Raw genomic sequence first — 19,537 nt, 5'->3', positions numbered from 1 at the left:
GTGCAAATATGAATCGTTATTATACGATTAATGTTATCTAAACTTTATCAAACTTTTAAAATTGGTAGCTATAACCTAGGCTAATGTCAACTCCACGTTTATAATTGCTTAACACAACGTTACCTAATTCACCATCACGTTCTAATTGAATGTTTGGATTAAGCAGGTTTCTTGCTTTAAGGGATATTTTACTATTATCACCTAATTTTAAACTACTTACAAAATCCAATGTTGGAACTCCTTTTTCTGTAATGTTTTCAAATCCTCTTGTTCCCACAGAGTATACTCTATCACTGAAGTAACTGAAAACTAAAGCTGTATTTAGGTTGCTAGTTCCTATGAATGTGTTATAATTAATATCTGCATTAATCAAAAATGGTGCAGCTCCTTGTAATTCTGTCGAATCCTCAGAAAATTGTGCTAGTGGATTATCTAGATCTTGCTTACTATTGATATAAGAAGCAGTAATTCCTCCAGATAGTTTAGATTCTCTTACTACATCATTAAGGGTAGTCATCTCCTTAGTCACAAAATCTTTTTTAGCTTCAAGCTCAATACCTAAAACTGTTGCTTTTTCACCTACATTTAAATACGTTAAAGTATTTCCTGCAGATGGAATCTCAACTCGTGAAACTGGATCTGAGATATTCTTATAAAAACCAGTTAATGAGATTAATTCACCTTTTGAAGGGTAAAATTCATATGCTACATCTAGGTTGATAATGTTAGATATTTCTAGATCTGGATTACCTTGAATAGCAAACTGAACTCCATCATATCTAAAAGGAGCAATCTCCTTAAACCTAGGCAACATGTAAGTTTGACTAGCTCCTAGTCTAACGATATTCTCTTCATTAATGGTGTATTTAACACCCAAACTCGGTAAGAAGAAGCTTTCATTTATTTCAGAAGGACCATTTATAGAGCTACGTGCAATGTTGGTATTGTATTCAACTTCTTGATTAATATTTTCAAATCTACCACCTACGTTAATCAAGAACTTTTCATTGAACGCTTTAACATAATTCAAATTTCCTGCAATTGTAGACTTATCTCCTATGTAGAAGAAAGGAGTAAATGCTTCTGGATTGATAGCACTACCACGCCCAGTCTCTAGTCTAAAAACACCAGCAGTCAATGATGGTTGATTGTATATTGAATCTGGATTGTTGATATCAACGGCAACACGTGTGTTAAAAGTATGATTGAAAACAGTTGCTTTAAACACGTGATGTGTATTGCGGTAGTCTCCACCCAATTCGATATAGTTTAATAGATCATTATCTATATCCTTGTTCAAATTGTATTTTAACTTCACTGTAGCATTATAATCATTCTCTTGAAGTTCACTGAAATAACGTTGATTATTTCCACCAGAATCAACGTCTGGACTATAGAATCCATCTCGGAAAAGATATTGAAAATCACGACGATCAGGTTCACTTCCTCTTATGGCATTAAAACTTCCCTTAACTTTTAATTCAAGCTTTTCAGACAGGTCAAATCTTCCCAACAATTGATTTACGAAAAGATTGTTATCATTAGTTTGCTGTCTATTGATATAAACTCTATCACCATCTTGTTCTGGGTTGTTTATACCTTCGTACTCCTGAAAACTTTGTGTGTTTTTATGGATGTAAAGAGAAATGAATTCAATATTATTTTTACCCATTCGATAATCTAAGTTTACCATTCCTATCTGTTGGGTATCATAATTATAATTTTGACCTTCTACATCAAAAAATAAAGAACCATTACTAGTAGTGTTTTTCACTTCTCTTTCTAAAAATCTATAACCATTATCAAAGGTTAATAATCCATATACATTTAAATAATTATCACCTATATCAATTCTTCTTCCTCCCATTACAGAGAAGCCTACATTAGGAGCAAAACTGTTCGTGTTAGGAGCAAGATTATTTTCAAATCCATATACGGCAAGATTATTTACTGGAATATTAGAATCACTGAACCCAAAATATCCCTCGCCATCAATACTCTTAAAATCCTCTCCGACAGTTTGAGAGTTCACACCAGTAGAAAGACCAAATCCAAACGCTTTGCGCCCGGACAATCCTTTTAAATCTATATTAATATTAGCACCTGCATTATCACCAGTGATGTTTGACGTATATACTTTATTAATATCAACCGTTTCTAACAAATCTGAACCAAAGAAATCCAATGAAATATTTTTATATTCTGGATCATCAGATGGTAATGGCAAACCATTAAGAGTAGTTGAGTTATAGCGATCACCTAATCCACGTACAAAAACATTTTTCACACCAGATTGCTTACTCACACCACTTACTTTAGTAACTGCGCCTTCTGCATCACTTACCCCTTTTTTAGATAGCTCCTCTGCACCTATCGACTGTACAATAGTTACTGAATTTTTCTTTTCTTGGATAAGAGCCTCTTCACTCTCTCTTGTTTTTGCTACAGTAATTTGGATTTCAGTAAGCTGGTCCGCTTTAGCTGTCATAGGAGTATTTACCGTTGTTGTAAATCCAGCCTTAACTTCAATATTTTCGATTTCGACAGTTTGCATACCTACATACGTAAAAATTACAGTGTAAGTCCCTACCGGTGCTGTAATACTGTAATTTCCATCCATATCAGTTTGTGCACCTAAAGAAGTCCCCTTCAACGCTACAGAAGCAAAGGCAAGTGGTTCGTTCTCAAAATCAGCGTCGGTTACTAATCCTGCCACCTTACCAGATTGAGCTGACAATAAGGCGCTTACAAGTAAAAAGCTAAATAAAAAATACTTTTTCATTACATTAAATTTCATCTTGCAAAAGAACTAAGGATACACGTGAACAAAGGTTACCTCAACATTAACTTTAATAGATTCTTACGTTAAGAAATAGTAAATTTCAAATTGTAATCACCAAATCATTCAAAACATTATCTTGCAAAAAAATGTACCGTATGAACTGGGAGCAATTACTGTCACTTAAAAGATTTGGAGACAAAAAGCCTAGGCCTAGAAACCAGCAAGATGAACTACGATTAGGTTTTGAGGTGGATTATGACAGGGTTATTTTTTCTAAACCTTTTAGAACCCTTCAAGATAAAACTCAAGTAATACCACTTAGTCAATCTGGATTTGTACATACTAGACTCACGCACAGTCTAGAAGTAAGTGTGGTTGGTAGATCGTTGGGTCGAATGGCAGGGAAAGCAATATTAGAAAAACACCCACATCTGGTTGAACTTGGTTATAAACAACAAGATTTTGGGGCAATTGTAGCTGCAGCCGCACTGGCTCACGATATTGGAAATCCTCCATTTGGACACAGCGGTGAAAAAGCAATAGGAAGTTATTTTAATACTCGTGTGGATAAAATGGTATGGGACACGCTTTCGCGAAAGCAGAAACAAGACCTACTCTTATATGAAGGAAATGCAAATGGATATCATCTACTTAATCAAAACAGCCCAGGAACTCCTGGTGGCCTACGTCTGTCCTATGCAACATTAGGTGCATTCATTAAATACCCTAAAGAATCATTACCACATCGTCCTACTAAACACATATCCCAGAAAAAATATGGCGTTTTTCAAGCTGATGTGGATCATTTTAATGACGTGGTTAATGAATTAGGTTTAAAAACTGAAAATAAGGAGGAACCTTTTCATCGTCATCCACTTACATATCTTGTTGAAGCCGCCGATGATATATGCTATACTATTATTGATTTTGAAGATGGAATTAACTTAGGCTATATAAGTGAAGATCATGCTTTGGAACAACTAATTAAACTAGTCAAGGATTCAATAAAGATTGAAACCTACACTCAACTTACAGGTACACAAGAACGGTTAACCTATTTGAGATCCTTAGCAATTAATAGCCTGATCAATGATGCAGTAAAGATATTCATGGAAAATGAATCAACTATTTTGGCTGGTAATTTTACTTGTTCATTGATGGATAAATCTGCTTACAAACCACAGATCGACGATATATTAAAAATCACCATTGAACGAGTTTACCAGCACCCAGAAGTCATCGAAAAGGAATTAGCAGGATATAAAATGATACAAGATATTTTACATGCTACTATTATCGCTCAACTCAATAAATATAAAGGTAATGAAATGCATTACGACCAATTGATTTATAAAGCCTGTGGAACAGATTTAAGATTGGGCACAACAGAATATGAATGTATGCTTAACGCATGTGGCTTTGTAGCTTCACTTACTGATAGTAAAGCAATGAATCTTTTTCATATAATCAACGGGCAAACTAAAATAACTTAATTACTTTTATACAAAATTCAGGCTATGAAAACCCTTAATAAGTTACTTATTCTCATATCGATTGCCTTTCTTTATTCTTGTGGCAATAACGATACTACCCAAATCAAAGAAGATAGAGAGCAACACGAAACTTTTCTAGACACTCATCCTTTTAACCAAACTATACAATTATCCAGAGAAGATAGAAAAAAACAAGGTCTTCCACCAAACGCGTATTATGAAAGAGAATACCTGTTAACCATGAACCCTAGTCTGGGTAGACCTACTCCAGAGAAAGTTAAGTTAATTAATAAGGATCTTGAAATTGCTAAAAGCGTTCCAGGAAACTCTAGAAGTTGGGAAGATCGTGGACCAAATAATATCGGTGGTCGCACTCATGTAGTTTTCTTTGACCCGAACGATGTCGGGTCTAATAATGGTGATGGAATAGATTACAACCGTGCTTTCGCAGGTGGTGTAGGAGGCGGATTGTGGGTTAATGAAGATGTTACCGATGCAAACTCTTCATGGACTATTATCCCTGGTGTAGCATCTAATCTTAATGTAAGTTGTTATGCAATAGATCCCAACGATCCATTAACCATGTATATAGGGACAGGAGAAATTTATACTTCTGGAGCAGCTGTTGGTAACGGTCTTTATAAAACAACCGATGGTGGTTTAACGTGGAATGAAGTTCCTATTCCAGCTGCCAGTGGTACGGATGTGACAGTTTCAGGGAACTTATTTAAATCTGGAATTTTCTATGTGACAGATGTAATCGTTAGAAATGTAAATGGAACATCTGAAGTATACGTGGGAATAGGTGGTGAAGATTATGTATCACCTAACTTTAATATAAGTAATCCAAACAATACACTAGGAGCACAGAATGCTGGTTTGTATAGAAGTACTGATGCCGGTAGTAACTGGACTCGTGTAGATGGACCGTTATTAAGATACAATGCTAACGGTGACACCTATTACGTTATTCCAAATGATTTTGCAATTGCGGCAGATAACGAACTTTACTTTGGAACCATAGGATCACCAATTAATAATCAAGGAGCTGGTAGAGTATATAGAAGTACTAACGGTACTACATGGCTACTTGCAGATGTCATTCCTGGAGCGGATCGTGTAGAACTAGCTGCATCAAAAACCAACTCTAATTTGTTTTATGTTGCTGTTCAAACAGGAAGCAACCAAGGTGATCTATATATTACTACTGATGATTTTGCTACTTTAAATCCAATGAACGAACCAAATGATGCCGATGTGACCATCCCTGCAACAGACTTCACTAGAGGACAAGCGTTTTATGATTTGGTTATTGAAGTAGACCCCAATAATGATCAAATAATATATGCTGGAGGAATTGATTCTTTCCGAAGTACTGATGGAGGAAATAGTTGGAGACAAATATCGAAATGGACAAATGGTAATGGTCTAAGTTCAATACCTGCACCATTTGTTCACGCGGATATTCATGCAATCAGTTTTCGGCCTGGAAATTCTAATGAAGGCTTAATAGGATCAGATGGAGGATGTTCTTATGTAAGTAGTTATAGTAGCGCTCCTACCAATGTAAATGTCATCCAAAATAGAAATAATAATTTAAATATTACTCAATTTTATTATGCTGCAATAGATGAAAATGGAGCTGCAGGAGGAGACGACTTTGTAGGTGGTACTCAAGACAATGGTACTCTTAGAGTAAATAACGCTCAACCTGGAGCAAACTCATTTATAGAAGCTGTTGGTGGTGATGGGGCACATGCAGACATTGATGGTGCAGACGGATACGTAGTAGTTTCTACCCAATATAATAATCATAGGTATTACACCTATCCAGGTTATAGTTTTAGATATTGCATAACCTCTCCAAATTGCGGCGATAATGCAGGTGGTACTGGAGATTTCATTAATGTTGCAGAACTAGACAAGGTCAATAATTACTTATTTGCAAATAGTAGAACATTCAATGGTAGTAATGGTATTGAAGTATGTGAATTATTTAATTCATCTTCAAATTGTAATACGATTACAAATACTCAAATAACCAGCGATAGACCAACGGCAATGAAAGCTTCACCTTTTGCTAACGGTAATCCAGTTTTATATGTAGGAACTGAAAGATCGAATTTATACCGAGTAAGTAATATTACAACTACACCTGTATGGAACAATATTCGTCCTGCTGGATTGCTAGGTAGCGTTTCTGATATTGAATTTGGAGCTACAGAACAAGAAATTTATCTAACCATGCATAATTATGGTGTAAATAATATTTATTACACGAACGACGGTGGTACGACCTGGGATCTCAAGGATGGTGATTTACCAGATATTCCCGTAAAAGCAATTCTTCCGAATCCATTATTACCAGGAGAAGTTCTTATAGGAACCGAATTAGGAGTTTACACCTCATCAAATTTTAATAGCACTTCACCTAACTGGATTCCAGCAATTAATGGTATGACTAACGTTAAAGTAGTTGATCTAGACTATCGAGCCAGCGACAACACAGTATTAGCAGCTACTCATGGTAGAGGACTATTTACTGGCACCTTAGATACAGCAAGCATAGCTGACAGTAACGAAATTTCCAATGAAATTTTTGTTACACCAACTGTGTCAAATGGAACTTTTTCAATTCACAGTGAATTGGAAAATACATATGATGTAAAGCTACATGATTTAAACGGTCGCAGAGTTTGGTCAAAAGAGAATATGACGCTTAGCAAACAAGGTTCTCAAGTACAATTAAACTTAAAATCAGGTTACTATATTTTAAGTGCTTATAAAGACAACATTGCAATAAGTACCAAACTACTGATTAAGTAACTTGCTTAGTAGATTTAGTATAGATGCCTCATCTATACTTACCTCTTTATACAATTGTTCTGTAGGGCCATGACTTATAAATGTGTCTGGAATTCCTAAAGAATGGATTCTGACAGAATATGCTTTTTTGGATTCATCACTGATTGATGGATTTGAAAAAGCATAATTTTTTATAGTGGATCCCAATCCTCCTATCAAACTACCATCTTCAATAGTTACAATATGCTCATGAGATTCAAAAACCGATTGTAACATATTCTTGTCAAGTGGTTTTAAAAAGCGAACGTCAATGTGAGTTACGGATAATTGATTTTCTTGAATAAGTTTTTGCACGGTAACCCCAATAGGTCCCAAGCTTAATACAGCAACCTTTTTACCTCTAGACAAAGTTCTAGATGTACCAATTGAAATTTTTCCCAAGGTAGATCGCCAATTTATTGAATGACATCGACCTCTAGGATAACGTATAGCAATAGGTAAATCCATGCCTAAAGAAGCAGTGAACATCATACTTCTTAACTCCATCGCATCCATAGGCGCGGCTATAATTAAATCGGGTATACAATTAAGATAGGCAAGGTCAAAAACCCCATGATGTGTAGGCCCATCTTTTCCTACCAGTCCTGCCCTATCCAAACAAAAGATAACTGGTAATTTTTGCAACGCCACGTCGTGAATCACCTGATCATAAGCCCTTTGTAAAAATGTTGAGTACACATTGCAAAATGGAATTAATCCTTGTGTGGCCATCCCAGCTGCTAATGTCACAGCATGCTGTTCTGCTATTCCTACATCAAATGCTCGATCAGGAAATGCTTGCATCATGATTTTCATAGAGCTACCAGTAGGCATTGCAGGCGTTATGCCTATTATCTTATCATTAGCTTCTGCAAGTTCAACAAGCGTATGACCAAAAACATCTTGGAATTTTGGCGGTAACATACTCGTATCACTAGGTGTAAGATCACCCGTTATCTTATCAAATTTACCAGGAGCGTGATATCTTACTTGATCAATTTCAGCCTGCTTTAGACCTTTTCCTTTAACAGTTCTTATATGCAATAAACGTGGGCCATTAAGAGTTTTTTGCCTCTTCAGCTCACGTAATAAGCCATTCATATCATGACCATCAATAGGTCCCGAATAATCAAATTTGAGCGCTTCAAAAATATTATCTTGACCTGTTTCTTTTCCTGATTTGGTAGTGGTTAAGTACTCTTTAAGAGCTCCTACACTAGGATCAATACCTATGGCATTGTCGTTTAGTATAACTAATAAATCTACGTTACTTACTCCGGCGTGGTTGAGCGCTTCAAATGCCATACCGCTAGCTATACTAGCATCTCCTACAACGGCTATATGTTTTTTTGACGAGTTTGATAATTTACTAGCTATCGCCATTCCTAAAGCTGCACTTATAGCTGTAGAGCTGTGTCCTACACCAAATGTATCGTAGTTGCTCTCATCAATTTTTGGAAAACCGGATAACCCACCATAATCACGGTTAGTTTTAAACGCTTCTCTGCGGCCCGTCAAAATCTTATGGCCATAAGCTTGATGACCTACATCCCAAACTAATAAATCATCAGGTGTATCAAAGACATAATGCAACGCTATAGTAAGCTCTATTACTCCTAAACTAGCTCCTAAATGTCCTTCCTTCTGAGATATTATTTCTATGATATAATCTCTTAACTCTTGAGCAATTTGGGTGAGTTCGCTTTCGCGAAAGCGTCTTAAATCACATGGATCTTCTATCCTAGAAAGCAATGTTTCCTGCATGAGTCAAAGGTAATTCTTATCGTTGGGAATTTACTACTACCACTTTAATTAAGGCTGTATAGTCCTATTGTACCTATATTTTGTACAAAGTTATCGCGTAACTTACATTTAGATAGTAATAGTTCTACTACTTTTACAGCATGATTGAACCTTACGACGATATTTACTTTATGAAAAAAGCGATTCAAGAAGCTCAAGAAGCTCTTGACCGCAATGAAATACCGGTAGGTGCTATCATCGTTACACAAAATAGAATCATAGCACGAGGACACAATTTAACCGAAACATTAAACGATGTTACCGCTCATGCTGAAATGCAAGCTATTACAGCTGGCGCTAGTTTTCTAGGTGGCAAATATCTTAAAGACTGTACTATGTATATCACACTAGAACCTTGTCAAATGTGTGCCGGCGCATTGTACTGGTCACAAATAAGCAAGATAGTTTTTGGCGCTAGCGACAGCTCACGAGGATACAGGAATATGGGAACCCAACTTCACCCTAAAACTGAAGTTGTAAGTGGTATATTAGAAAATGAATGTGCTGCCTTGATGACGGAGTTCTTCAGAAGAAAAAGAGCGCTTAATTAGCAAAATAATTTAGTCTTTGAAGAAGCGTAACCTTTGAAGTCAAATTTTGATAAACACCCATACGCTTGGCTCGCCAAGTAACTAACTCACCTTCCTCTATTAATCCACTAGTTTTTCCAGCGATCGCGCGTTCCTTGCTGCCAGATCTTGAAATAAGATGAAAATCTATACTTCTGGCTAGATCAAAAACAACTTTCACATCGCCTTTAATACGTGTTTCTATTTTGATTACAGGCATATAAGCCTAGTTCCCGTTAAAATACCTCTTGCTTAATCTAGTAGCCAACTCACTCATCTCATCTTGTGACATACTTACTTTTGACGAGAAACGCATATCATCCATCGTACGTATGGGAATTAAATGTACATGAACGTGTGGTACTTCTAATCCAATAACCGACATTCCTATACGTTCACAAGTAATCTCTTGTCTTAATATTAAAGCGACCTCTCTTGAGAAACTCATTAAATCGTCATACTCTTGCTTTTCTAGATCAAATAATTTGTTTACTTCCTTTTTTGGTATACAAAGAGTATGCCCAGGAGCATTTGGATTAATATCTAGAAAAGCTAGAAAATTCTCATTTTCTGCCACCTTATGACAAGGAATTTCACCGGTGATAATTTTAGAAAAAATACTCATTACCTACTTATTTCCAGTATTTCTAATTTAATGGTTCCTACAGGAACTTGAACTTCGGCCACCTGACCAACTTCCTTACCCAAAAGTCCTTTACCTATAGGAGAATCGACTGAGATGTATCCCTTGGCCAGATCTGCCTCACTTTGAGCAACAAGTTTGTAATTCATCACCATGTTGTTGTTCAAATTTTTAATCTTAACAGTGCTATGAATAAGTGCTTTGGATAAATCCAGGCTGTTCTCATCAATAATCCTAGCGTTAGCCACGACTTGTTCTAGTTTTGAAATTCTCATCTCGAGCAAGCCTTGAGCCTCTTTGGCTGCGTCATATTCGGCATTTTCACTCAAATCACCTTTATCTCTTGCCTCGGCAATAGCTTGTGATGCCTTTGGACGTTCAACGTCTTTTAGTTGCTTTAATTCGTCTTTTAATTTCTTTAGACCTTCTTCCGTATAGTATGATACATTACTCATAATGCTATTTTTATGTGGATGTTTGTGTCGTATTTCGCTTTCGCGAAAGCGGAATAACTACGCCATCATGTTCAAACATCACACAGGTTGTTCTATAAATAAGAAAATCCCATCATTGCTGCGGGATTCTAAATCAAATATACGAAATAACTAAGTTTGCGTTATACATTTACACTCATTTTAAAAAAAGCTATGAAAAATTGGAAATTAATTTTAATTGTTTTGGGTTTTATATCCTGTGAGGACGACGAGTTGCGCAATCGTAATCCTAACTTACTGGATCTAGGATTTGCAGTCGAGTTGAACACATCCTTACCTCAATATAGTGGTTTAAACTTTCCCGGTAACACGGTTGAGGTTTCGGGTTTTGGGAATCGTGGTATTGTGGTCTATAATTCAAACAATAGAGATTATTTTGCCTTTGATTTAAGCGACCCCAACCATACACCTAATGAATGTTCTAGAATGGAAATAAATGGTATTGAAGCTAGTTGCCCATGCCCTACAGATAATAATAAATATAGCCTAATCAACGGTCAACCTTTAGAAGGCAATGGAGAATATGGCATGAAGGCATATCGTGTAGTGCGCAATGGGAATATTATTACCGTTTCAAATTGATTAAATTATGTATAGCTACAAACCTTATGATTAGAAAGGATATAGAATAATCTAGGGTTTTCCTACTTTGGTTTTCTATACATTTCAAAATGATTTGGAATAACGAATAAGAAACTTATTTAATCTTTGTCAAGACAAATAATAATATGCGTAATTCTGAAAGGCACCTAATAGAGTAATAAAAAATAATAAAATCCTGTACCAAGGTAGGTACAGGATTTTATGATTCTTCAAAGTTAAATAACTTTAAAAATTCAAGGTAACACCTGCTAAAAAGTTGATACCAGCTTGTGGATAATAACCTACACCTTCAATTGTTGTAATTGTATTTGGATTAGACCACGTGTCATCAAATGTGAAATAATAACCATTTGAGACGTACTTCTCATTAAAAATATTATTAATTAATCCAGTAAAAACTATCGAATCAAAAATGGATTTAGTTTTAAGAGTGTATATAAAGTTGATGTCAGTGGTTGAATAACTTTCTAACCTTGATAAATCAGCTTCTGTATTACTCATAAATTGTTCTCCTACAAACTTAGTCAATAAACTTACTTGAAAGGCTTCACTAGGTTGGTAAGTAAGCTGATTTGCTCCTACTATATTAGGTGAAAAAGCGATATCTGTAGATCCTAAGTCAACCAGCTCTCCGTCTCTAGAAACTACAGTATCCAAATTCTTATTTGAGCTTAAAGTAACATTGGTTTGTAATGTGAACTCATCAGATAATTGAATGGCAGTTTCTAATTCTAAACCTAGTCTATAACTCTCGCCACTATTATCTCTTAATGCCGCACCTACGTCATTGATTTCACCAGTAAGAACAAGTTGCTCCTCGTAATACATGAAGTAGGCATTTGCATTAAAGGCAATCTTATTATTTTTATGACGCCATCCCAGTTCAAAATCATTTAAACGTTCTGGCTCTATATTAGGATTATTCTCAAAATCATCTCTATTAGGTTCTCTACTAGCTCTTGCATAAGAGAAGTATAAATCATCATTTGAATCAATTGAATAAGTCAATCCTGCCTTTGGATTGAAGAATAAATAGTTCTCATCTACATTAAACATAGTAAGATTTGAATTTATACCCGATGTCTCGTAGTTAACATTTCTTACTTGCGCATCTAGATATAATTGAAATCTATCATCGAGTTTAAAGGTTCCTTTGGCAAAGGTTGAAAAATCATTTTTCTTACCATTTCCTTCATAATATCGGTCTCTAATTTCACTTTGACTAGCAAATCGCGCCCATATAACCTCACCGAAGTGATCTCCATCATAGTGACTAAAAGATGTTCCTAACAAAATATCCATCTTATTGTCCTTATAATTAACGTTTGCATTAACCACATAATAGTCATTATCTAACCATCTTCTGCGTATGAGATCAGTAGTATTAACCACCTGACCATCAACCGTTAATTCATCAAAACCGTAGGTGCTGAAATCATCATCCTCTCTATACTGCTCAAAGAAACCTCTACCATAGGTATAGTTCAAGCCTACATTTGATGACCAATTGTTATTGAAACGTTCATTCCAATGTAACTGATAATGATCTTGCTTGTAATCATCTACTTCACGATCATAAAATTGTGTAACACCGTTTTCATCTTCATATTGACCAGCAGGATTGAACCTTCGATCTTCTCTTAATTGATCTCCATCGATACCGAACCAAGATTGGTAAGTAACCTCTTCATTGGCAAAAGTTATGGCCTTGATCAGTGTATTGTCATCAACATAGGAACCTTGTAGGTAATACGATTTTAAATCGGTTGATGCTCTATCGATATACCCATCTGATGCTATGTTAGATAACCTTCCTGATATTTCAAAATGTTCATTAAGTAATCCTGTAGAGAACTTTAAAGTATGCTTTCTACTATTAAAGCTACCATAACTATTTGCAATTTGGCCAGTAGCGTTTTTATTAACTGCATCAGTCAACAAATTAATACTTGCACCAAATGCTCCACTACCGTTAGTAGATGTTCCTACACCTCTTTGTAATTGTAAACTTTCAACAGAAGATGAAAAGTCCCCTAAATTTACCCAAAACGTACCTAGAGATTCTGCATCGGTATAGGGAATACCATTAATAGTAACATTGGTAGATTGTGAACTTACACCACGCACTCTCAAACTGGTATAACCTATACCAGCACCAGCGTCACTAGTTGTAACAACAGATGGTAAAAAATTAAGTAATGTAGGAATATCTTGTCCTAAATTACGCTTTGCAAGTTCCTCTTTGGAAACGTTGCTGTGTGTGATTGGTGAATTTGCGTTTACACGAACGGCTTTTACAAGAACCTCATCCAACTTTTCGGCATTGGTAGTATCGGATACTTGTGTGTTTTGTGCTGTGACGCCTAATCCTAGTAAGGTCAATACAGCGACTGATAAATACTTCATTTTGAACTTTTTCGTTCAAATAAAAGGGGCATTTATTCGGTCTTGTTAATTAAAAATTTAAGAGGAATGTCTTTTCCTTTAATTAAGTGGATAATTACGCTTTCGCGAAAGCATAACAATCACCAACTTTAAAGAATATCCCTTGGCAGCATTACCTGCCCAGGTTCCTCGGGTATAATCTCAGCCAGTAATACCAGCACCCCTTGAGACGGCGCAAAAGTAATATGTACTAACTAAATACCAACTAAAAAAAAAGAGTATTTATTAGGCCTTATTTTCCTACAAATAATAAGAACTTACTTGAATTTATAAATACAAAAAAGTCCTTTAAGCAAGAAGCTTAAAGGACTTTTATACTATTAGTTAGGCAATTATTAGTTGCTTGTAATTCTAATGTTATCTAATTCGTAAGTTCCATCAAAACCAGCATCACCTGATCCCTCGTACTTAAATGCGATATAACCAGTACCCGTTAAACAGTCTAGGCTAGCAAATCCTGAAGGAACCCAGTTACCGAAGAATTCACTGTCTTCCACAATTGTAGGATCAGCAAGAGCTTCCCAAGTTGCTGTAGTTATTCCAGCAGTTGTTCCATCCCAGTCTGCACTGTAAAGTACTTGCATTTCTGAACCATCAGCGAAGCTATTAGACGTTTCAAAATCAAAAACTTCACCAGTTTGAGCATCAAAATCAATTTGTGGAGTAATCAACCAAGAGATAGTACTTGTATCGTTTGAACGGAAAGAACCTACTCTTACACTATTACCTAATGAAGCATTAGTTCCTCCTGCGCTATAAACTTCCCAAGTTTCAGTACCAGCTTCAATGAAGTTAGTCCACCCAGCTGGCTGTGCTATTTGACCTGTTGATTGCGTCTCAAAATTCTCTGAAAGAATTGTTGTTGCACCAGCGGCACCTACTAATCCACATGATACTACGTCAAAATCACAACGTACATTAGGATCAAAATCAAAGTCTGCAGGACCGTTTACCACGATCACAAAATTGTCATCTTCAAAATCTCTAGAAAGAATAGCAGTTACACTACCGCTTCCACCTGGTACACTTGCAGCTTTAAAATCTGAAAAAGTACTAGTTTCTAAGCGTACTGCAGGTGCAAAAAAGTCGGTACAAGATTGAAGAAATCTTAGTCCATCAAACTGATCAGTTGCCTCGGCAGCAAATGAACGATTATTAGCTACATCCTCGTCAGAGAACTGTGCACCATCTAAAACGATGTACGTATTAAGTTTATCAGTAGCAAAGTCGCTAGGAGTTACAACTGTAGGAACAATTTCTGCAACGATGTCATCTCTCAAAATGAAATCTTCTTGTTGTGAAGGTGCGATCTTCTCGATGTTAGTACCACTACCAGCTATTCCAATAACAGGAACACCATTAGAAATACCAGCAGTCAATCCATCTAATTTTACAAAAATTCTACGACCAAATTCATAGGTTGTAAATAAAGGACTATTATCTATAAGAACTTTTATACCAACTGTTGGGTTTTCAGGAGCATCCTGGATAACTATCTCTTCAAAAAAGTTTCCTGCTTCGTCACTTGAAATTACATAACCTTCCATGAATTCACCTGGAGTATCAAATGTTACTGTTCCGTTTTGTGACTGGTCAATTTGTGATACTACGTTACCTATTGTAACAATATTACTAGGATCTTCAATATCTACTAATCTTGTATCTGGCACTTCATATTCATCGTCTTCTACACACGAGAATGCAACAGCCATGATAGCTGCTAGTGCAAAAATTTTATTAATGTGTTTCATTGTTGCTTTATTTAAAAATTTCATCATTGCTTTATTAGAATCTTAAATATACGTTTAAGTAATAAGTTGTTCCATTTCCAAAGAAATATCTAGGAGCAAAAACTTCTTGAGGATTGTTTTGGTCATCCCTTACCGATCTAAAGTTAGAGTTACGTGCTTGTTCAAAACCACCTGTTTTGTATTCTCTATCAAATACATTATTAATAGTAGCAAAGAATCCAACAAACTTGTCTCCAATCTTCCATGATTTACCACCAATTACATTTACAAGCACATAATCTTCAAATTGTTCCTGAGCAAGTAATTCATTAGCCAGATCTTGATCATAATCATTAAAAACCTGACCGTCATAATCTAAGATAAAATTATCACTTCTGCGTAATGCGTTAACATCGATATAACCATTTGCAAAGTAATTCGTAGTTAGACCAATGTTCCAGTAATCAGGATCACGATATTCAAAACCTATTTGTAAAGCAGTTTCTGGTCCACCAGCTACATGATATCCGTCTAGCTTTGCAGTACCATCACCAAATCTAAGTTGACCGTCAAAATCATCACTAGTTAAATATAAGTCTGGATTATTAGTAAATACATTTTGTCCTAGTGCTGCAGCAGCTTTTAATTTAATCGTTGGAGTTGCTTGAACTTCAAGACCCATTTCAAGACCCATATTTCTACGGTCTATATTAGTCATTACTTCTTGAACAAAAGCACTACCATCATCTAGCGGTAAACCAGTAAGATCCTCTGTAAAGTAAAAACCTACATCGCTACCATCCATAAACTTGGTATAGTAGGCAGTTAAACGTGCTTTTACATTTGGAGTACTTAATACATAGCTCAAATCTGCGCTGTAAGAACGCTGCGATTCTATACCATCAACAATGTCGTTGTTTTGTCTTGCATTTGAAAAAACTGTTCTTATGTAAGGAGCTTGCGTCATATAAGCTGCGTGAAAATCTAAGAAGTTTTGTCCATTGATCTTATAAGTAGCACCACCTTTTACACCAAAATCGGTAAAGTCAACTTTATCACTTTTACCAAATGAACGATCACCTTGGAAGTTTCCGTTTTCAAATTTACCATTACGTTGGTAAGAGGTTTGTGACACAGATCCAGAAAGGAAGAAATCAACCTTTGCCGTTTTAAATTGTGCTTGTGCAAATGATGATATCACATCACTATCAATTTCATAACTGTACTTATAACGATCACCTAGCCCAACGATTCTATTCGGGTTTCTTACATCTGACTGAGCAAGAACATCAAGGTTTACATCTACCGACTCTTCCGCAAAAAAGTCTACATCTAGATAACCAGTTCCTCCTAATAAATCGTCAATTCTAGCATAGTTGTCACTATTTAAAGTTCGGTAACGAATTCCTCCGTTAAATAGGATATTATCTGTGATATCGGCAGTAATTATAGTGTTTGCAGAGAATAATTTGTCGTCAATTCTATCTTCTTGTAAAACATAAAGTGCGTTTCTGCCTTGATCAGCAAGAACTCTATTAGCTTCATAAAGACTGTTCCAGTCTAACTGACCGTCATTGATAAAGGCTTGTTCTGCTAGATAAGCATATTGAAAATCAATCGGATCAGACCCATTTCTTAAAAAGTAAGAAGGTAAGTTTTGATAATAATCCGGATTAGGATTTCTTGCACCACCTACATATACATTTTGACCACCAATTGTTTCTTGCGTAGTTCCTCCATTATCAATTCTAGTGTTACCTATTTTACCAAATTGATATGCCACATTGGTATTAACTCTAAGTTTAGGGTTTACATCCCAATAGTGGTTAAGCATTAGTATTGGCTCTTCTATCTCACGAATTCTAGAGTTGCGCTCATCATTGTTTAATTCACCCCAAAATGGATTGTAAGTAATTCCTTTTAAATCACGAATTTCTTGAGTAATAGCAGTACGTCTACCTCTTCTATTTGGAGTATACATACCTGTGAAGTTTAAGCTGTGTTTATCATTAAACTTCTTTTCAACAGAAATACCTAAAGAATTTGCATCGTAAGGTGTTCCATCAGTAAAACCTTCTTCACCAGCACGTCTTGAAGCATTAATTGCATAAGCCCAACCATTATTCATTAAGCCAGATCTATAACTAGCCATTAAACGATGTTGGTAACTACGATTACTTGATGCATAAGATACTTGAGATCCTGGACGCTGTTGCGACGCTCTCATATTTATACTTTGAACACCACCATAACCACCAAAGGTCTCATCAGCAGCACTTAGCCCCATAGTAAACACCTGGTTTCTCATGATATCATTAAGTCCACCCCAGTTACTCCATTGTGGACGACCAGAGAATTGCTTATTCATTTCAATACCATTAATAAGAACTTTACCGTCCTCACTATTTAAACCACGCGGTCTGAAGAAAGTTGCACTAAAATCAAATGCTGCAGCTCTCAAGAATTGATCTCTAGCACTCATCAATAGACCAGATACGTTGTTTGCCGCATTTTCATCATCGGCAAGATCATTCTCAGTTAAAGAAATAATCCCTTGTGACTGCACCTCTAGTGAATTATCTGGTGTCATGTACAAAGGATCTAAATCAACAGGATTTTGTAAAGAAATCACTACAGGTAGTGAAAGGGCGTAGTATCCTGTGCGAACTACTTGAACCGTTTGGTCTCCTACTGGGATTGCTCCTTCTATAACAAAGTATCCATCTGCATTAGAAGTGGCCTTGAAGTCCAGACCTTTAACGGTAATAATAGCACTAGGAATGGGCTCTTCTGTAACTTCATCAATCACGCGTCCTTTAATTAGTTCTTGCGCTTGGATTAAAGAAGTAAACAAAATTAAAAACCCGAAAAGTGCTTTTCTTAAGCTAGTAATCATAAGGTTAATATTAACATTTCGTTATTAAATCGGCGCAAAACTACGTCTTTATTATCAGTTATGTACCTTTGGCACCGATTTTGACTAGATATTTTACAATAACATAATATTTGAAAGAAAAAATGTTCAAAAAATTATTTCTAGGTGCTTTATGTATTTTCGCTTTCGCGAAAGCGAACTCACTACAAGCCCAGACTACACAAGCAAAACAGTACAAAGTTAAAACTGTTGCTTTTTACAATTTAGAAAACCTATTTGACGCCGAAGACGACACTACTATTAATGATGAGGCTAGTCCAATAATGGAAATGGCTGAAGGTAGACGCGCAGAAGTTTATAAGAAAAAACTTACTAGTATGGCGCGAGTTATTAGAAAAATAGGTGCCGATAAAGCTCAAACAGCTCCAACCATCCTAGGAGTTTGTGAAATTGAAAATCGTCGAGTTCTTGAAGATCTTGTCAACCATCCTTTACTCAAGGAATTTGACTATGGCATTGTACATTTTGATTCACCAGATCGTCGTGGGATTGACACTGCAATGTTGTATAAAAAAGCTGATTTTACAGTAACCAATGCAGAATCAAAAGAGCTTTTGATTTTTGATAAATCAAGCGGAAGAAGAATATACACTCGTGACCAAACTGTTGTGACTGGAAAACTGGATGGAGATGAGATTACATTTATTGTAAACCACTGGCCATCACGTCGTGGTGGTGAACAAAAAAGTAGACCCAACCGTGTTGCTGCTGCTGCATTGAATAAAAAAATCATGGATTCAATTCATAGTATTAATTCAATGGCAAAAATCATTACCATGGGTGACTTAAATGATGACCCTACAAATGAAAGTGTAAAGGTTACATTAAACGCTCAAAAGGATCGTGAAGATGTTAAACCACAAATGATTTACAACCCGTATATTCAAATGTTAAAAGATGGTTATAATACATTAGCTTATAGAGACGCAGGTAACGTTTTTGACCAAATAATGTTTACATATCCTTTATTAAGTGAGGCAAAACAAGATGGATACATGTATTATCAAGCTAATATTTTTAATCCTAGTTTTATGACCAATAAGACTGGACGTTATAAAGGTTACCCTAAGAGAAGTTTTTCTGATGGTGATTTTACCGGTGGTTACAGTGACCACTTTCCTGTTTACATTTATTTAGTAAAAGAAATTGAAGCTAAAACAGCAAGTCAAAAAGGATAGTTTTTACTAATCTAATAT

At 35.8% G+C, this 19,537-nt stretch carries 13 protein-coding genes and 1 riboswitch; of the genes, 5 read left to right on the top strand and 8 right to left on the bottom strand.

All coding sequences use genetic code 11. The features are described 5' to 3' along the window. Positions 1-55 precede the first annotated feature (55 nt). Complete coding sequence (locus HCN53_RS10590) at positions 56-2,782, bottom strand: TonB-dependent receptor (protein WP_167342924.1); 2,727 nt, start codon at positions 2,780-2,782, stop codon at positions 56-58. Between the two features lie 155 nt (positions 2,783-2,937). Here HCN53_RS10590 and dgt point away from each other — a divergent pair, with 155 nt between their 5' ends. Together dgt and HCN53_RS10580 are read left to right on the top strand one after the other, a co-directional pair. Beyond that, positions 2,938-4,275, top strand: coding sequence for a dGTP triphosphohydrolase (dgt, locus tag HCN53_RS10585; protein WP_167342923.1), 1,338 nt, complete (start codon positions 2,938-2,940; stop codon positions 4,273-4,275). A 24-nt stretch (positions 4,276-4,299) separates the two neighbouring features. Next, positions 4,300-7,101, top strand: coding sequence for a T9SS type A sorting domain-containing protein (locus HCN53_RS10580; protein WP_167342922.1), 2,802 nt, complete (start codon positions 4,300-4,302; stop codon positions 7,099-7,101). Here HCN53_RS10580 and HCN53_RS10575 read toward each other — a convergent pair. Beyond that, positions 7,087-8,883, bottom strand: a complete 1,797-nt coding sequence (locus tag HCN53_RS10575; protein WP_167342921.1) for a 1-deoxy-D-xylulose-5-phosphate synthase — start codon at positions 8,881-8,883, stop codon at positions 7,087-7,089. The genes HCN53_RS10580 and HCN53_RS10575 overlap by 15 nt on opposite strands. Before the next feature lie 140 nt (positions 8,884-9,023). On the opposite strand from HCN53_RS10575, the gene HCN53_RS10570 reads away from it, so the two are divergent. Then, the gene (locus tag HCN53_RS10570) at positions 9,024-9,473 is read left to right on the top strand and encodes a nucleoside deaminase (RefSeq protein ID WP_042276262.1); all 450 of its coding nucleotides are present in this window, start codon (positions 9,024-9,026) and stop codon (positions 9,471-9,473) included. On the opposite strand, the gene HCN53_RS10565 is transcribed toward HCN53_RS10570, so the two are convergent. From HCN53_RS10565 to greA, 3 genes are read right to left on the bottom strand one after another with little or no spacing between them, the layout of a single operon-like run. Next, a complete protein-coding gene (locus tag HCN53_RS10565) occupies positions 9,466-9,711 on the bottom strand; it encodes a hypothetical protein (protein ID WP_167342920.1) in 246 nt (81 codons plus the stop codon). The two genes, HCN53_RS10570 and HCN53_RS10565, sit on opposite strands and share 8 nt — an antisense overlap. A gap of 6 nt (positions 9,712-9,717) precedes the next feature. Continuing rightward, positions 9,718-10,116, bottom strand: a complete 399-nt coding sequence (locus tag HCN53_RS10560) for an HIT family protein (RefSeq protein ID WP_042276267.1) — start codon at positions 10,114-10,116, stop codon at positions 9,718-9,720. Beyond that, positions 10,116-10,589 (bottom strand): transcription elongation factor GreA, encoded by a 474-nt coding sequence (gene greA, locus HCN53_RS10555; RefSeq protein WP_085775595.1) that lies wholly within the window; start codon positions 10,587-10,589, stop codon positions 10,116-10,118. Before greA ends, HCN53_RS10560 begins: the two co-directional genes overlap by 1 nt. Positions 10,590-10,781: 192 nt before the next feature. Between greA and HCN53_RS10550 the strand changes: the two genes are divergently transcribed. Beyond that, on the top strand, positions 10,782-11,210 hold the full coding sequence (locus tag HCN53_RS10550) for a Rieske (2Fe-2S) protein (protein WP_042276271.1): 429 nt from the start codon (positions 10,782-10,784) through the stop codon (positions 11,208-11,210). Positions 11,211-11,456: 246 nt separating this feature from the next. On the opposite strand, the gene HCN53_RS10545 is transcribed toward HCN53_RS10550, so the two are convergent. From HCN53_RS10545 to HCN53_RS10535, 3 genes are all read right to left on the bottom strand, one after another. Continuing rightward, positions 11,457-13,637, bottom strand: coding sequence for a TonB-dependent receptor (locus HCN53_RS10545; RefSeq protein WP_167342919.1), 2,181 nt, complete (start codon positions 13,635-13,637; stop codon positions 11,457-11,459). A gap of 121 nt (positions 13,638-13,758) precedes the next feature. Then, positions 13,759-13,851: riboswitch (TPP riboswitch) on the bottom strand. Between the two features lie 160 nt (positions 13,852-14,011). Then, a complete protein-coding gene (locus HCN53_RS10540) occupies positions 14,012-15,427 on the bottom strand; it encodes a DUF5689 domain-containing protein (RefSeq protein ID WP_240919351.1) in 1,416 nt (471 codons plus the stop codon). Between the two features lie 34 nt (positions 15,428-15,461). Next, positions 15,462-18,302, bottom strand: coding sequence for a carboxypeptidase regulatory-like domain-containing protein (locus HCN53_RS10535; protein ID WP_167342918.1), 2,841 nt, complete (start codon positions 18,300-18,302; stop codon positions 15,462-15,464). 122 nt (positions 18,303-18,424) lie between these two features. Between HCN53_RS10535 and HCN53_RS10530 the strand changes: the two genes are divergently transcribed. Continuing rightward, positions 18,425-19,519, top strand: coding sequence for an endonuclease (locus HCN53_RS10530; protein ID WP_042276278.1), 1,095 nt, complete (start codon positions 18,425-18,427; stop codon positions 19,517-19,519). The last annotated feature ends 18 nt before the right edge of the window (positions 19,520-19,537 follow it).

The sequence above is a fragment of the Nonlabens sp. SY33080 genome (genome assembly GCF_011784885.1).
Classification (GTDB): Bacteria; Bacteroidota; Bacteroidia; order Flavobacteriales; family Flavobacteriaceae; genus Nonlabens; species Nonlabens tegetincola.
Note: the sequence above shows the minus strand (reverse complement) of the source record. Positions and strands in the feature narration are given on the sequence as shown.

Excerpts from the sequence above, each read along its gene's own strand:
- HCN53_RS10565 (WP_167342920.1), bottom strand. The coding sequence starts at position 9,711 with ATGCCTGTAATCAAAATAGAAACACGTATTAAAGGCGATGTGAAAGTT.
- HCN53_RS10560 (WP_042276267.1), bottom strand. The coding sequence starts at position 10,116 with ATGAGTATTTTTTCTAAAATTATCACCGGTGAAATTCCTTGTCATAAG.
- HCN53_RS10535 (WP_167342918.1), bottom strand. The coding sequence starts at position 18,302 with ATGATTACTAGCTTAAGAAAAGCACTTTTCGGGTTTTTAATTTTGTTT.
- HCN53_RS10580 (WP_167342922.1), top strand. The coding sequence starts at position 4,300 with ATGAAAACCCTTAATAAGTTACTTATTCTCATATCGATTGCCTTTCTT.
- HCN53_RS10540 (WP_240919351.1), bottom strand. The coding sequence starts at position 15,427 with ATGAAACACATTAATAAAATTTTTGCACTAGCAGCTATCATGGCTGTT.
- HCN53_RS10530 (WP_042276278.1), top strand. The coding sequence starts at position 18,425 with ATGTTCAAAAAATTATTTCTAGGTGCTTTATGTATTTTCGCTTTCGCG.
- HCN53_RS10545 (WP_167342919.1), bottom strand. The coding sequence starts at position 13,637 with ATGAAGTATTTATCAGTCGCTGTATTGACCTTACTAGGATTAGGCGTC.
- HCN53_RS10590 (WP_167342924.1), bottom strand. The coding sequence starts at position 2,782 with ATGAAAAAGTATTTTTTATTTAGCTTTTTACTTGTAAGCGCCTTATTG.
- HCN53_RS10550 (WP_042276271.1), top strand. The coding sequence starts at position 10,782 with ATGAAAAATTGGAAATTAATTTTAATTGTTTTGGGTTTTATATCCTGT.
- greA (WP_085775595.1), bottom strand. The coding sequence starts at position 10,589 with ATGAGTAATGTATCATACTATACGGAAGAAGGTCTAAAGAAATTAAAA.
- HCN53_RS10570 (WP_042276262.1), top strand. The coding sequence starts at position 9,024 with ATGATTGAACCTTACGACGATATTTACTTTATGAAAAAAGCGATTCAA.
- dgt (WP_167342923.1), top strand. The coding sequence starts at position 2,938 with ATGAACTGGGAGCAATTACTGTCACTTAAAAGATTTGGAGACAAAAAG.
- HCN53_RS10575 (WP_167342921.1), bottom strand. The coding sequence starts at position 8,883 with ATGCAGGAAACATTGCTTTCTAGGATAGAAGATCCATGTGATTTAAGA.